At 60.9% G+C, this 14,598-nt stretch carries 12 protein-coding genes; 11 read left to right on the top strand and 1 reads right to left on the bottom strand.

Translation table 11 applies throughout. From position 1 onward, the window contains the following. The first annotated feature begins 26 nt into the window (after positions 1-26). From edd to JUI81_RS15925, 11 genes are all read left to right on the top strand, one after another. The gene (edd, locus tag JUI81_RS15975) at positions 27-1,853 is read left to right on the top strand and encodes a phosphogluconate dehydratase (RefSeq protein WP_019581468.1); all 1,827 of its coding nucleotides are present in this window, start codon (positions 27-29) and stop codon (positions 1,851-1,853) included. Then, positions 1,850-2,800, top strand: coding sequence for a glucokinase (locus JUI81_RS15970; protein ID WP_138866917.1), 951 nt, complete (start codon positions 1,850-1,852; stop codon positions 2,798-2,800). Before edd ends, JUI81_RS15970 begins: the two co-directional genes overlap by 4 nt. A gap of 178 nt (positions 2,801-2,978) precedes the next feature. Beyond that, positions 2,979-3,710, top strand: a complete 732-nt coding sequence (locus tag JUI81_RS15965) for a response regulator (RefSeq protein ID WP_007934711.1) — start codon at positions 2,979-2,981, stop codon at positions 3,708-3,710. Then, positions 3,700-5,169: an ATP-binding protein gene (locus JUI81_RS15960; protein ID WP_018926473.1), complete on the top strand. Its 1,470-nt coding sequence runs from the start codon at positions 3,700-3,702 to the stop codon at positions 5,167-5,169. Before JUI81_RS15965 ends, JUI81_RS15960 begins: the two co-directional genes overlap by 11 nt. 229 nt (positions 5,170-5,398) lie before the next feature. Continuing rightward, complete coding sequence (locus JUI81_RS15955; protein WP_019581466.1) at positions 5,399-6,658, top strand: AGE family epimerase/isomerase; 1,260 nt, start codon at positions 5,399-5,401, stop codon at positions 6,656-6,658. Positions 6,659-6,775: 117 nt separating this feature from the next. Then, positions 6,776-8,077 carry an ABC transporter substrate-binding protein gene (locus JUI81_RS15950; protein ID WP_204124642.1) on the top strand — a complete coding sequence of 434 codons (1,302 nt, stop codon included), beginning with the start codon at positions 6,776-6,778 and terminating at the stop codon, positions 8,075-8,077. Between the two features lie 142 nt (positions 8,078-8,219). Next, on the top strand, positions 8,220-9,128 hold the full coding sequence (locus JUI81_RS15945; RefSeq protein ID WP_018926470.1) for a carbohydrate ABC transporter permease: 909 nt from the start codon (positions 8,220-8,222) through the stop codon (positions 9,126-9,128). Continuing rightward, a complete protein-coding gene (locus JUI81_RS15940; protein WP_019581464.1) occupies positions 9,121-9,966 on the top strand; it encodes a carbohydrate ABC transporter permease in 846 nt (281 codons plus the stop codon). The genes JUI81_RS15945 and JUI81_RS15940 overlap by 8 nt, the downstream gene beginning before the upstream one ends. A 2-nt stretch (positions 9,967-9,968) precedes the next feature. Further along, complete coding sequence (locus JUI81_RS15935; RefSeq protein WP_204124641.1) at positions 9,969-11,129, top strand: ABC transporter ATP-binding protein; 1,161 nt, start codon at positions 9,969-9,971, stop codon at positions 11,127-11,129. 129 nt (positions 11,130-11,258) lie between these two features. Then, entirely contained in the window at positions 11,259-12,605 is a 1,347-nt protein-coding gene (locus tag JUI81_RS15930; RefSeq protein ID WP_028939406.1) for a carbohydrate porin, read from the top strand. A gap of 116 nt (positions 12,606-12,721) precedes the next feature. After that, complete coding sequence (locus tag JUI81_RS15925; RefSeq protein ID WP_028939405.1) at positions 12,722-13,576, top strand: D-hexose-6-phosphate mutarotase; 855 nt, start codon at positions 12,722-12,724, stop codon at positions 13,574-13,576. Positions 13,577-13,730: 154 nt separating this feature from the next. Here the strand turns inward: JUI81_RS15925 and JUI81_RS15920 are convergent, their stop codons facing one another. Further along, entirely contained in the window at positions 13,731-14,591 is an 861-nt protein-coding gene (locus JUI81_RS15920; RefSeq protein ID WP_172901244.1) for a MurR/RpiR family transcriptional regulator, read from the bottom strand. Positions 14,592-14,598 lie beyond the last annotated feature (7 nt).

The following is a 14,598-nucleotide window of genomic DNA, read 5'->3' as shown; positions in this document are numbered from 1 at the left end:
ACATCCGTTAGCCTGGAGTTCTACACATGCATCCCCGCGTCCTTGAGGTCACCGAACGGCTTATCGCCCGCAGCCGCGCCACACGTGAGGCTTACCTTGCATTGATCCGTGGCGCCGCCAGTGACGGCCCGATGCGTGGCAAGCTGCAATGCGCCAACTTCGCCCACGGCGTGGCCGGATGTGGCAGCGACGACAAGCACAGCTTGCGGATGATGAACTCCGCCAACATCGCAATTGTTTCGTCATATAACGACATGCTCTCGGCGCACCAGCCGTACGAAGTCTTTCCTGAACAGATCAAAAAAGCCCTGCGCGAAATCGGCTCCGTCGGCCAGTTCGCCGGTGGCACCCCGGCCATGTGCGATGGCGTGACCCAGGGCGAGCCAGGCATGGAACTGAGCCTGCCGAGCCGTGAAGTGATCGCGTTGTCCACCGCCGTGGCGCTGTCCCACAACATGTTCGACGGCGCGCTGATGCTCGGCATCTGCGACAAGATCGTGCCGGGCCTGATGATGGGCGCGTTGCGTTTCGGTCATCTGCCGATGATTTTCGTGCCGGGCGGGCCGATGGTCTCGGGCATCTCCAACAAGCAGAAAGCCGATGTGCGTCAGCGCTACGCCGAAGGCAAGGCGACCCGCGAAGAGCTGCTGGAATCGGAGATGAAGTCCTACCACAGCCCTGGCACCTGCACGTTCTACGGCACCGCCAACACCAACCAGTTGCTGATGGAAGTCATGGGCCTGCACTTGCCGGGCGCCTCGTTCGTCAACCCGAACACCCCGTTGCGCGATGCCCTGACCCGCGAAGCGGCGCATCAGGTCACGCGCCTGACCAAGCAGAATGGCAACTTCCTGCCGATCGGCGAAATCGTCGACGAGCGTTCGCTGGTCAACTCCATCGTGGCCCTGCACGCCACCGGCGGCTCGACCAACCACACTCTGCACATGCCGGCCATCGCCATGGCCGCAGGCATCCAGTTGACCTGGCAGGACATGGCCGACCTCTCCGAGGTGGTGCCGACCCTGAGCCACGTGTACCCGAACGGCAAAGCCGACATCAACCACTTCCAGGCAGCGGGCGGCATGTCGTTCCTGATCCGCGAACTGCTGGAAGCCGGCCTGCTCCACGAAAACGTCAACACCGTGCTCGGCCACGGCCTGAGCCGCTACACCAAAGAGCCGTTCCTCGAAAACGGCGAGCTGGTCTGGCGCGAAGGCCCGATCGAAAGCCTCGACGAAAACATCCTGCGCCCAGTGGCTCGGGCATTCTCGGCAGAGGGTGGCTTGCGGGTGATGGAAGGCAATCTCGGTCGTGGCGTGATGAAGGTCTCGGCGGTCGCGCTGGAAAACCAAGTCGTCGAAGCCCCGGCCATGGTGTTCCAGGATCAACAGGACCTGGCCGATGCATTCAAGGCTGGTCTGCTGGAGAAGGATTTTGTCGCGGTAATGCGCTTCCAGGGCCCGCGTTCCAACGGCATGCCGGAACTGCACAAGATGACGCCATTCCTCGGTGTGTTGCAGGACCGTGGCTTCAAAGTTGCGTTGGTGACTGACGGGCGCATGTCCGGCGCCTCGGGGAAAATCCCGGCGGCGATCCACGTCAGCCCCGAAGCTTATGTGGGCGGCGCTTTGGCACGGGTGCGTGAGGGCGATATCATCCGCGTCGATGGCGTCAAAGGCACCCTGGAGCTTAAGGTGGACGCCGAAGAATTCGCAGCACGCGAGCCGGCCAAAGGTCTGTTGGGCAACAACATCGGCACCGGTCGCGAACTGTTTGGTTTCATGCGCATGGCCTTCAGCTCCGCAGAGCAAGGCGCCAGCGCCTTTACTTCTGCCCTGGAGACGCTTAATTGAAACTGGCTTTGGTCGGTGACATCGGTGGGACCAACGCACGTTTCGCGTTGTGGAAAAACCAGCAACTGGAATCAGTCCAGGTGCTGGCAACGGCAGACCACGCCACCCCGGAAGAAGCGATTGCGCTGTACCTGAACGGGCTCGGCCTGGCGCCGGGTTCGATCGGTTCGGTGTGCCTCTCGGTGGCCGGCCCTGTGAGCGGTGATGAATTCAAGTTCACCAACAATCACTGGCGGCTCAGCCGCAAGGGTTTCTGCAAGACTTTGCAGGTGGATCAACTGCTGCTGGTCAACGATTTCTCAGCCATGGCGCTGGGCATGACCCGATTGCAGCCGGGCGAGTTCCGGGTGGTCTGCGAAGGCACGCCGGAGCCGTTGCGGCCGGCGGTGGTAATCGGCCCGGGCACAGGCTTGGGTGTAGGCACGTTGCTCGATCTGGGCGAGGGCCGTTTTGCCGCGTTGCCGGGGGAGGGCGGTCACGTCGATCTGCCGCTGAGCAGCCCGCGGGAAACCCAACTGTGGCAACACATCTACAACGAGATCGGCCATGTCAGCGCTGAAACGGCATTGAGCGGCAGTGGTTTGCCGCGGGTCTACCGGGCGATCTGCGCGGTGGATGGTCACACGCCTGTGCTCGACACACCTGAGGCGATCACGGCGGCCGGGCTGGCGGGTGATCCGATTGCCCTGGAAGTGCTTGAGCAGTTCTGCTGCTGGCTCGGCCGCGTGGCCGGCAACAATGTGCTGACCACCGGTGCACGGGGTGGTGTGTACATCGTTGGCGGGGTGATTCCACGGTTTGCCGACTTTTTCGTTAAAAGCGGTTTCGCCCGGTGCTTTGCCGACAAGGGTTGCATGAGCGATTACTTCAAGGGCATTCCGGTGTGGCTGGTGACAGCGCCGTATTCCGGCCTTGTTGGCGCGGGTGTGGCGCTGGAGCAGGCCTGAGACCTGTGGCGAGGGGGCTTGTCGGAACGCCGCACCGCCCCGTTCGGCTGCGAAGCAGTCGTAAAAAAGGACCGCTACGCGATCCAACGGGGGCAAGCCCCCTCGCCACAAATCCGCGCACGTCATCAGATTTCCGTAAGGCATAATCCTCCCCAACACAAACAACAAGGATGCCGCCGTGAGCTCAGTCAACAAGTCGATTTTGTTGGTCGATGACGATCAAGAGATACGCGAGTTGCTGGACACCTACCTGACCCGTGCCGGTTTCCAGGTCCGCACCACGCCCGATGGCGCAGGCTTTCGTCAGGCGCTGAACGAGGCGCCGAGCGATCTGGTGATCCTCGACGTGATGCTGCCGGACGAAGATGGTTTCAGCCTCTGCCGCTGGATCCGCCAGCACCCGCGCCAGGCCCACGTGCCGATCATCATGCTCACCGCCAGTTCCGATGAGGCCGATCGTGTCATCGGCCTGGAATTGGGCGCCGACGACTACCTCGGCAAACCCTTCAGCCCCCGTGAATTGCAGGCGCGGATCAAAGCCTTGTTGCGCCGCGCGCAGTTCGGTCAGGAGCGTTCCGGCGGTGAAGTGCTGGCCTTCGACGACTGGCGGCTGGACATGGTCAGCCATCGGCTGTTCCACACCGACGGCGAGGAAGTGATTCTCTCCGGCGCCGATTTCGCCCTGCTGAAATTGTTCCTCGATCACCCCCAGGAAATCCTCGACCGCGACACCATCGGCAACGCCACCCGTGGCCGTGACCTGATGCCGCTCGATCGCATCGTCGACATGGCGGTCAGCCGTTTGCGTCAGCGTCTGCGCGACACTGAAAAGCCGCCGCGGCTGATCCGGACCGTGCGTGGCAGCGGCTACCAATTGGCAGCCAACGTGGTTGCCGGCAATGGTCACTGAGTTCCTGCGCAAGCTCGCCGGGCGCGTGCCGGTGCCGCGCTCGCTGCTCGGGCGCATGTTGCTGCTGACCCTGTTGGCGGTGCTGTTTGCCCAGACGCTGTCGAGCGTGATCTGGGTTTCGCAACTGCGTGCTACCCAACTCGAAGGCCTGGTCACCAGCGCCCGCAGCCTGGCCCATTCGATGACGGCCAGCGTCAGTTATTTCCGCTCGTTGCCGGTGGCGTTCAGGCCGCTGGTGCTCGACCAGTTGCGCAGCATGGGCGGCACCCGGTTCGTGGTGACCCTCAACGACAAACCCTTGGGCATGGAAGTGCTGCCGATCACGCCGCGCAAAGAAGCGGTGCTCAAAGCGGTGGACGAGGTGCTGCGCCAGTCGCTGGGCCAGGACGCCGATATTTCGGTGACGTTCGTCAGCCCCGAAGACCTGCGGATCTTCAATAGCGGGCTGAAACTCGATGAATTGCCACGCTCCTGGGCGCACTACGCGTTGACCCTGGAGCCAGTGAACCCACCGGTGCTGGTCACGCAAATCCAGATGGCGCCGGGGGAATGGCTGTACATCGCTTCGCTGTTGCCCGAGCCCTACACCAGTCTCGAAGAGCAAGGCCTGCCGGCACAGCAAGTCTGGTTCATCGTACTCACCAGCGGCTTCTTACTCCTGTTCATTGGCCTGCTGGTGCACTGGCAGAGCCGGCCGCTCAAGCGATTGGCGCGGGCGGCGCGGGACATGTCCCTGGGGGCCGACGTCGAACCAGTCGCTCAGGGCGGCGGCAGTGAAGTGGTGGAAGTCGGTCGCGCGTTCAATGCAATGCGTGAACGCATCAGCCGTTACCTGACTGAGCGCAGCCAGTTGTTCAGCGCGATTTCCCATGACTTGCGCACACCGATCACTCGGTTGCGACTGCGGGTCGAATTGCTTGAAGACGAAAAGCTGCAAGCCAAGTTCGGTCGCGATCTGGATGAGCTGGAGTTGCTGGTCAAAGGCGCGCTGCAATGCGTGAAAGACACTGACATCCACGAAAACATCGAACCGGTGGACCTCAATCATGTGCTCGACTGCCTGGTGGAACCGTATCTGGCGCCTAACGGCAATGGCCGCGTGACTCAGCAGGGGCGGGCGCTGGCGCCGTATCCCGGCAAGCCACTGGCGCTCAAGCGCTGCATCGGCAACCTGATCGACAACGCCTTGAAGTACGGGCAGAACGCGCATCTGCACATCGATGACGACGAGAGCGCGTTCGTCCTGCATGTCGATGACGAAGGTCCGGGCGTGCCGGAGCAGCGGCTGGAGCAAGTGTTCGAACCGCACTTCCGCCTGGCCGGGCAGCAGCAGGGTTATGGCCTGGGGCTGGGGATTGCACGCAACATTGCCCATAGCCATGGCGGTGAAGTCAGCCTGCAAAACCTGCGTGAAGGCGGGTTGCGCGTGACGTTGCAGTTGCCACGACCAATGGATTGAAAGCGACCCTGTGGTGAGGGGGCTTGCCCCCGTTGGGCGCGGAGCGGCCCTGAAAGAGGGACTGCTGCGCAGTCCAACGGGGGCAAGCCCCCTCGCCACAAGTAACCACTCACTTCAAAATCAGGGTGAATGTCACAACTCGGTGACAAAAGCCGCCCCCTTCGTTACCTGCCCGCCACCGACCGTTGTTTAGACTGGTCCCAGTCATAACAACAAAAAAAGGTATCGCATGGACACCTTCCAACCCGCCTTCAGCAGTTGGCTGAACGCGCCTGCCCATCAGCAATGGCTCGCCGCCGAAGGCCTGCGCCTGTTGGCATTTGCCAGGGCTTCAAAGCTTCCCGAAGGTTTCGGCAACCTTGATGAAAAGGGGCGCCCCCCAGCCAGCGCCCAAGCCGAAACCATGAACACCGCGCGCATGACCCACAGCTTCGCCATGGCCCACATCCAGGGTTTGCCGGGGTTCGCCGAGCTGGTGGATCACGGCATCAAAGCCCTCAGCGGGCCGCTGCGTGACGCCGAACACGGTGGCTGGTTCGCCACGCCCGAACACCGCGACGGCAATACCGGCAAAGCCGCTTACCTGCATGCCTTCGTGGCGTTGGCCGCGAGTTCTGCGGTGGTTGCCCAGCGTCCCGGTGCGCAAGCCTTGCTCGACGATGCGATCCACATCATCGACAGCCATTTCTGGAGCGAGGAGGAGGGCGCCATGCGCGAATCCTTCAACCGCGACTTCAGTTGCGAGGAAGCCTATCGCGGCGCCAACAGCAACATGCACGCCACCGAAGCCTTTCTCGCCCTGGCCGATGTCACCGAGGACCACCGCTGGCTGATTCGCGCGCAGCGCATCGTCGAGCGTGTCATTCACGAACACGCCGCCGCCAACGATTACCTGGTGGTCGAGCATTTCGACCGCGACTGGCAGCCGCTGCGCGACTACAACCACGACAATCCGGCCGACGGTTTCCGTCCTTATGGCACCACACCGGGTCATGGTTTCGAATGGGCGCGGTTGTTACTGCACCTTGAAGCGGCGCGGGTGCAAGCCGGGATGCTCACGCCGGGCTGGCTGGCCACCGATGCGCAAAAACTCTTCGAACACAATTGCCGTCACGGCTGGGACGTCGACGGTGCGCCGGGCATCGTCTACACCCTCGACTGGGACAATCGCGCGGTGGTTCGTCATCGTTTGCACTGGACTCATTGCGAAGCCAGCGCCGCCGCCAGTGCGCTGCTAAAACGCACCGGTGATGAGCAATACGAGCGTTGGTACCGACTGTTCTGGGAATTCTGTGACAGTCATTTCATCGACCGCTGCGATGGCAGCTGGCATCACGAGCTCGATCCGCTGAACCGCCCGAGCGCCGATATCTGGGCCGGTAAACCTGACCTGTATCACGCCTGGCAAGCCGTATTGATCCCGCGCCTGCCATTGGCGCCGAGCATGGCCAGTGCGCTGGCGCAATTGTCCCAGAGCGCTCATGTGTAACCATGTGGTGACATTCGCGCGTCCCTTCGTTACCTGCGAAGGGCTATCCCCTGTTTAAAATCCTATGCAGCGCAAGCACCAGACTTGCATGCATAACAACAAGAAAGGTACTACTAGATGAATGCGATTTCTCGCCTCGCTACTGTCATTTCTCTCGCTTCACTGCTTCCCGTTGCTGCATTCCCGATCAGTGCCCTTGCCGCCGATTCCAAAGGTTCGGTGGAAGTCGTTCACTGGTGGACGTCTGGTGGTGAAAAAGCGGCTGTCGATGTGCTCAAGGCTCAAGTCGAAAAAGACGGTTTCACCTGGAAAGACGGCGCAGTCGCCGGCGGTGGCGGTGCCACAGCCATGACCGTACTCAAAAGCCGCGCCGTGGCCGGTAACCCGCCGGGCGTAGCGCAGATCAAAGGTCCGGACATTCAGGAATGGGCGTCTACCGGTCTGCTCGATACCGACGTCTTGAAAGACGCTGCCAAAGCTGAGAAGTGGGACAGCCTGCTCGACAAGAAAGTCTCCGATACCGTGAAGTACGACGGTAACTATGTGGCCGTGCCGGTGAACATTCACCGCGTCAACTGGTTGTGGATCAATCCGGAAGTCTTCAAGAAAGCCGGCATCGAAAAAGCGCCAACCACCCTTCAGGAATTCTACGCGGCCGGTGACAAGCTCAAGGCTGCGGGCTTCATCGCGCTGGCCCACGGTGGCCAGCCTTGGCAAGACAGCACCGTGTTCGAAGCGGTGGTCCTGTCGGTCATGGGCGTCGATGGCTACAAGAAAGCCCTGGTCGACCTGGATAACGCGGCGCTGACCGGTCCTGACATGGTCAAGGCGCTGACCGAGCTGAAGAAAGTCGCGACCTACATGGACGCCGACGGCAAAGGCCAGGACTGGAACCTGGAGGCGGCCAAGGTCATCAACGGCAAGGCCGGCATGCAGATCATGGGTGACTGGGCCAAGAGCGAGTGGACAGCGGCCAAGAAAGTCGCTGGCAAGGATTACGAGTGCGTAGCCTTCCCGGGCACCGACAAGGCCTTCACCTACAACATCGACTCGCTGGCCGTGTTCAAGCAGAAAGACAAGGGCACTGCTGCAGCTCAGCAGGACATTGCCAAGATCGTGCTGGGTGAGAACTTCCAGAAAGTCTTCAGCATCAACAAGGGCTCGATCCCGGTTCGAAACGACATGCTGAGCGACATGGGCAAGTACGGTTTCGACTCCTGCGCCCAGACGGCTGCCAAAGACTTCCTGGCGGACGCCAAGTCCGGTGGCTTGCAGCCGAGCATGGCGCACAACATGGCGACCACGCTGGCGGTACAGGGTGCTTTCTTTGATGTCGTGACCAACTTCATCAACGATCCGAAAGCCGACCCTGCCACTGCCGCCAAGCAACTCGGCACTGCCATTAAAGCAGCCAAGTAATGCTTGGCCTGTAGGAGCCGGCTTGCTGGCGATAGCGATGTGTCATTCAACGCAGATGTCGACTGACACACCGCCTTCGCCAGCAAGCCGGCTCCTACAGGGGACCTGCCCGAATTCTCTCTCTCTCGTACTGGATCTTCCCATGAGTTCTGTTGCTGTGTTCAGCAAGGCCTCGCCGTTCGATGCACTGCAGCGCTGGCTCCCCAAGCTGGTGCTGGCGCCGAGCATGTTCATTGTTCTGGTGGGGTTCTATGGCTATATCCTGTGGACCTTCGTCCTGTCGTTCACCACTTCGACTTTCCTGCCGACTTACAAATGGGCAGGCCTGGCGCAGTACCAGCGGCTGTTCGACAACGATCGCTGGTGGGTAGCGAGCAAGAACCTGGCGCTTTTCGGCGGCATGTTCATCGGCATCACCCTGGTGATCGGTGTGTTGCTGGCGGTGTTTCTTGATCAGCGCATTCGTCGCGAAGGTTTCATTCGCACCATTTACCTGTACCCGATGGCGCTTTCGATGATCGTCACTGGTACCGCCTGGAAGTGGCTGCTCAACCCGGGCATGGGCCTGGACAAATTGCTGCGTGACTGGGGCTGGGAAGGCTTTCGCCTGGACTGGCTGATCGATCCGGATCGCGTTGTGTACTGCCTGGTGATCGCGGCGGTATGGCAAGCCTCGGGCTTTATCATGGCGATGTTCCTCGCCGGCCTGCGTGGCGTTGATCAATCGATCATCCGTGCCGCCCAGATCGATGGCGCGAGCATGCCGCGCATTTACCTGAAAGTGGTGTTGCCGAGCCTGCGCCCGGTGTTCTTCAGCGCAGTAATGATCCTGGCCCACATCGCTATCAAGAGTTTCGACCTGGTAGCGGCAATGACCGCCGGTGGCCCGGGTTATTCCTCCGATCTGCCTGCGATGTTCATGTATTCCTTCACCTTCAGTCGCGGCCAGATGGGCATGGGCTCGGCCAGTGCGATTCTGATGCTCGGTGCGATTCTCGCGATCATCGTGCCTTACCTGTACTCCGAGCTGAGGGCCAAACGTCATGACTAGTTTCGCTGCCAAACCTGCCATCAGCCTGAGTCGCATCGCGATCTATGGCGTGCTGCTCCTTGCGGTATTGCTGTACCTGATACCGCTGGTGGTCATGCTGCTGACCAGTTTCAAGACGCCGGAAGACATCAACTCCGGCAACCTGCTGAGCTGGCCGACGGTGGTCAGCGGTATTGGCTGGATCAAGGCCTGGGGCACGGTTGACGGGTACTTCTGGAACTCGATCAAGATCACCGTTCCGGCGGTAATGATCTCCACGGCCATCGGTGCGTTGAACGGCTATGTGCTGTCGATGTGGCGCTTTCGCGGGTCGCAGTTGTTCTTCGGCCTGCTGCTGTTCGGTTGCTTCCTGCCATTCCAGACGGTCCTGCTGCCGGCCTCGTTCACCCTCGGCAAGATGGGCCTGGCCAGCACAACGACAGGCCTGGTGTTCGTGCACGTGGTCTACGGCCTGGCGTTCACCACGCTGTTTTTCCGTAACTACTACGTCAGCGTTCCCGATGCACTGGTGAAAGCGGCGCGGCTCGATGGCGCGGGGTTCTTCACCATCTTCCGCTTGATCATCCTGCCGATGTCCACCCCGATCATCATGGTCTGCCTGATCTGGCAGTTCACTCAGATCTGGAACGACTTCCTGTTCGGCGTGGTGTTCTCAAGCGGTGACTCGCAACCCATTACGGTGGCGTTGAACAACTTGGTCAACACCAGTACCGGGGCCAAGGAATACAACGTTGATATGGCGGCGGCAATGATCGCCGGGTTGCCAACCCTGCTGGTCTATGTGGTCGCAGGTAAGTATTTCGTGCGCGGGCTGACGGCCGGCGCAGTCAAGGGGTAATCATGGCTACGCTCGAACTTCGCAATGTAAACAAAACCTATGGCCCCGGCCTGCCGGACACCCTCAAGAACATTGAGCTGTCGATCAAGGACGGTGAATTCCTGATTCTTGTGGGCCCTTCGGGTTGCGGTAAATCGACCCTGATGAATTGCATCGCCGGCCTTGAGACCATCACCGGCGGCGCGATCATGATCGGTGACCAGGACGTCAGCGGCATGAGCCCCAAAGACCGCGACATCGCCATGGTGTTCCAGTCCTACGCGCTGTACCCGACCATGAGCGTGCGCGAAAACATCGCGTTCGGTTTGAAGATCCGCAAGATGCCTGCCGCCGACATCGACGCGGAAGTCGCTCGCGTGGCCAAGCTGTTGCAAATCGAACACCTGCTCAACCGCAAGCCGGGTCAGCTCTCCGGTGGTCAGCAACAGCGCGTGGCCATGGGCCGGGCGTTGGCGCGTCGGCCGAAGATCTACCTGTTCGACGAACCGCTGTCCAACCTCGACGCCAAGCTGCGGGTCGAGATGCGCACCGAAATGAAACTGATGCACCAGCGCCTGAAAACCACCACGGTCTACGTGACCCACGACCAGATCGAAGCGATGACCCTGGGCGACAAAGTGGCGGTGATGAAGGACGGGATCATCCAGCAGTTCGGTACGCCGAAAGACATCTACAACAACCCGGCCAACCTGTTCGTGGCGAGCTTCATCGGTTCGCCGCCGATGAACTTCATTCCCCTGCGTTTGCAGCGCAAGGACGGCCGTCTGTTGGCGTTGCTCGACAGTGGTCAGGCGCGCTGCGAATTGCCGCTGGGCATGCAGGACGCCGGGCTCGAAGACCGCGAAGTGATCCTCGGCATGCGCCCGGAACAAATCGTGCTGGCGAACGGCGAAGCCAGCGGCCTGCCGACCATCCGCGCCGAAGTGCAGGTCACCGAACCGACCGGTCCCGACACCCTGGTATTCGTCAATCTCAACGACACCAAGGTCTGCTGCCGTCTGGCACCGGACGTCGCACCGGCCCCGGGCGAGACCCTGACGCTGCAATTCGATCCATCGAAAGTGCTGCTGTTCGATGCCAAGACCGGTGAGCGTCTGGGCGTTGCCGGCCTGCCAAAAACCGAAGCTCACAGCGCCAACGTGGCCCAGTTCAAAGGCCGCTGAAGATCAAATGTGGGAGCGAGCAAGCCCGCTCTCACAGGGGGGATTAGTGGCGGATGGAGACATCCGTCGCAATCGATGTAAACCGCGTTAGATAAAAACAGTTAATAACAATAAAACGAGGATGTAGGGATGAAGAAGAAGAACAACGCTCAACTGATCTGCCAATTGTCAGCGGTTGCGGCGATGATGCTGGCCGGTAGCGCACACGCGGCTGACGCGTTCAGTGCCGATTCCCAGTGGATGACGGGGGACTGGGGTGGTGAGCGGACCAAGCTGATCGAGCAAGGTATCGACATCAAGGCCGACTACGTCGGTGAAGTGGGCGCCAACCTGCACGGCGGCTACAACGACGACAAAACGGCGCGTTACGCCGACCAGTTTGGTCTGGGCGTGGCGCTGGACCTGCAAAAACTGTGGGGCTGGGATAACACCCAGGCCAAGATCCAGCTCACCAACCGTAACGGTCAGAACATCTCCAATGACCGTGTCGGCGACCCGCGTGCCGGCACCTTGAGCTCCTCCCAGGAAGTCTACGGCCGTGGCCACATGGTCCGTCTGACCCAGCTGTGGATCAAGCATCAGTTCCTCGACGGGAAACTGGACGTCAAGGCTGGTTACTTCGGCGAAGGCGAAGACTTCAACACCTTCCCTTGCGAGTTCCAGAACCTGGCATTCTGCGGTTCCCAGGCGGGTAACTGGGCGACCGGTATCTGGTACAACTGGCCGGTCATGCAGGCGGCGGTTCGCGTGAAGTACAACATCACGCCTGAGTTCTATGCGCAGATCGGCGCGTACAACCAGAACCCATCGCAACTTGAGCACGGTAACGGTTTCAAGCTCAGCGGCAGTGGCACCAAGGGCACCGTCTTGCCGGTTGAATTGGTCTGGTCGCCGAAGGTCAACAACCTGCCGGGCGAATACCGTGTCGGTTACTACAAGAGCACGGCCGACGCCGATGACGTCCGTAAAGACGACAACGGCAATGATGCAGCGACCACCGGCAATGCCTATCGCAGCCATGACAGCAAGCATGGCTACTGGTTCGTGGCGCAGCAACAACTGACCACCCATAACGGTGATGCTTCGCGCGGTCTGAACATCGCGGCCAACGCCACCTTCCACGACAAGGACACCAACTTCGTCGACAACTACCAGTCGCTGATGTTTGTTTACAAGGGCCCGTTCGATGCGCGTCCAAAAGACGACGTCGGGATCGGTTTCTCCCGTATCCATGTCAACGATGACGTGAAGAAAAACTCCGAGTTGGTCAACGCCGCCAATGGTGTCACCGACTACAACGATCCACTGTTCGCGCCACTGCGCAGCACCGAGTACAACTACGAGATCAACTACGGTTTCCACGTTACCAACTGGCTGACGGTGCGTCCTAACCTGCAATACATCACTCACCCGGGTGGTGTGGATGAAGTTGATAACGCGCTGGTCGCCGGCCTGAAAATTCAGTCGGTGTTCTAACGCTGTTGCGATAAGCTCCTCTCTATGTGCGCATATTTGCGGACGGCCATGGCTGTCCGCTTTTTTTTGGGGGTGGCGCACCCTCGGGTGACAGATGATTTTCAGGACCGTGGCACATGCTTGAGCATCCGCTACAACGCTTCTTCAAATCCTTGCGCGAACGTCCGGTGTTTGCGTGGGAGCGCTATCAGATGCGCGACGTGCTGGTGATTGACCATCCGCTGTGTCAGGCGGTGTTCAGTCGTCAGGGCGCGCAGTTGCTGCACTTCCAGCCAAAGGGTCAGAAACCCTGGCTGTGGTGCGCGGCGAAATGGCCGCACGTGGGTGCTATTCGCGGCGGCGTGCCGGTGTGCTGGCCGTGGTATGGCCGCCACCCAAGCGAAAACGCCTGGCCGTCCCATGGCTGGGCGCGCCTGCTGGACTGGAAGTTACTCGACAGCAGCAGTGACGACGATGGCGTGCACCTGCACTGGCAGTTACAGCTGTGCGACTGGCAAGTGGACTTGCACGCGCACCTGGGCGAACGCATGGATTTGCACTTGAGCACGGAGCATCAGGACGACATGCCGTGCCAGTTGAGTCAGGCGTTGCACGCCTATTGGCGTATTGGTGACGTCGGTGAGGTAGCGCTGTCTGGGCTCGAAGGAGCGCAAGGTTACGACCAGTTGAACCGCCAGGTTTGCCAACAGGAAGGCGAGTTGCGGGTCGACGGTGGGTGTCAGCGGGTGTTCCAGCATGACGGCGAATTGCAGCTCAAGGACCACGCCTGGCAGCGCGAACTGTGCATCGACACCGGTGATCATGCAGACACGGTGGTCTGGCATCCCGGCTCGCGGCCATTGCTGGGCGTGAGCTGGAATGAGATTTCCGAGTTCGTCTGTGTGGAAGCGGCCAGCGGCGGCACCGACAGCCTGTGCCTGGCGCCGGGGGAGCGGGCGCATCTGAGTTTGCAGGCGCGGGTTGGGGCATAGCCGATGCGCACAACCTTTGTGGCGAGGGGGCTTGCCCCCGTTGGGCCGCGAAGCGGCCCCAAAATCACCAGCGCGACATTCTGCTCAAGCCGCGTTTGCCAGGTTTACGACTGCTGCGCAGCCGAACGGGGGCAAGCCCCCTCGCCACAGTGGGTTAATTAAACTCATCCCCAATCGGATACCGACTGGCATTGAGGCTTTCCTTGATCTTGCGCAAATGCGGCTGGAAATCCACGCCTCGGCGCAAGGTCATGCCGGTGGCGAGCACATCGAGCACGGTCAGCTGAATGATCCGCGAGGTCATCGGCATGTAAATGTCGGTGTCTTCCGGCAACGGAATGTTCAGGCTCAAGGTACTGGCCTTGGCCAGCGGCGAACCCTCGGCCGTCAGCCCCAGCACCGAAGCGCCGTTTTCCCGGGCGATGCGTGCCACTTCCACCAGTTCGCGGGTACGGCCGGTGTAGGAGATGATCACGAATAACTCACCGGTGTGGGCCACCGAGGCAATCATGCGTTGCATCAGCACATCGGCATGGGCGGTGACGGCGAGGTTGAAGCGGAAGAACTTGTGCTGCGCATCCAGTGCCACCGGGGCCGAGGCGCCGAGGCCGAAGAAGTGGATCTGCCGGGCCTGGATCAACAGGTCGACGGCGCGGCTGATCAGGTTCGGGTCCAGTGCCTGGCAGGCGCTGTCCAGGGACGCGATGGCGCTGCCGAAGATCTTCTGGGTGTAAGCCTCGGGGTTGTCGTCGGCTTCCACCGCACGGCTGACATACGCCGCGCCGCTGGCCAGGCTCTGGGCCAGCTGCAGTTTCAGTTCAGGGTAGCCGCTGACACCGAATGAGCGGCAGAAACGGTTGACCGTCGGCTCACTGACCGACGCGGCCTGGGCGAGGGCGGCGATGCTGAACCGGGTCGCCTGCTGTGGGTTGAGCAGGATCACTTCGGCGACTTTGCGTTCTGCCTTGTTCAGGTCTTCGAGGCGACTCTGGATCTGTTCCAGTAAATTTCGCACGCGGTCC

Origin of the sequence: Pseudomonas sp. 008, assembly GCF_016861935.1 — a bacterium.
In the GTDB taxonomy this organism is placed as follows: domain Bacteria; phylum Pseudomonadota; class Gammaproteobacteria; order Pseudomonadales; family Pseudomonadaceae; genus Aquipseudomonas.
The sequence above is the reverse complement of the archived record's forward strand: the minus strand, read 5'-3'. Positions and strand labels throughout refer to the sequence as shown.

Coding starts and splice junctions, on each gene's coding strand:
- edd (WP_019581468.1), top strand. CDS start 27: ATGCATCCCCGCGTCCTTGAGGTCACCGAACGGCTTATCGCCCGCAGC.
- JUI81_RS15960 (WP_018926473.1), top strand. CDS start 3,700: ATGGTCACTGAGTTCCTGCGCAAGCTCGCCGGGCGCGTGCCGGTGCCG.
- JUI81_RS15955 (WP_019581466.1), top strand. CDS start 5,399: ATGGACACCTTCCAACCCGCCTTCAGCAGTTGGCTGAACGCGCCTGCC.
- JUI81_RS15950 (WP_204124642.1), top strand. CDS start 6,776: ATGAATGCGATTTCTCGCCTCGCTACTGTCATTTCTCTCGCTTCACTG.
- JUI81_RS15945 (WP_018926470.1), top strand. CDS start 8,220: ATGAGTTCTGTTGCTGTGTTCAGCAAGGCCTCGCCGTTCGATGCACTG.
- JUI81_RS15940 (WP_019581464.1), top strand. CDS start 9,121: ATGACTAGTTTCGCTGCCAAACCTGCCATCAGCCTGAGTCGCATCGCG.
- JUI81_RS15935 (WP_204124641.1), top strand. CDS start 9,969: ATGGCTACGCTCGAACTTCGCAATGTAAACAAAACCTATGGCCCCGGC.
- JUI81_RS15930 (WP_028939406.1), top strand. CDS start 11,259: ATGAAGAAGAAGAACAACGCTCAACTGATCTGCCAATTGTCAGCGGTT.
- JUI81_RS15925 (WP_028939405.1), top strand. CDS start 12,722: ATGCTTGAGCATCCGCTACAACGCTTCTTCAAATCCTTGCGCGAACGT.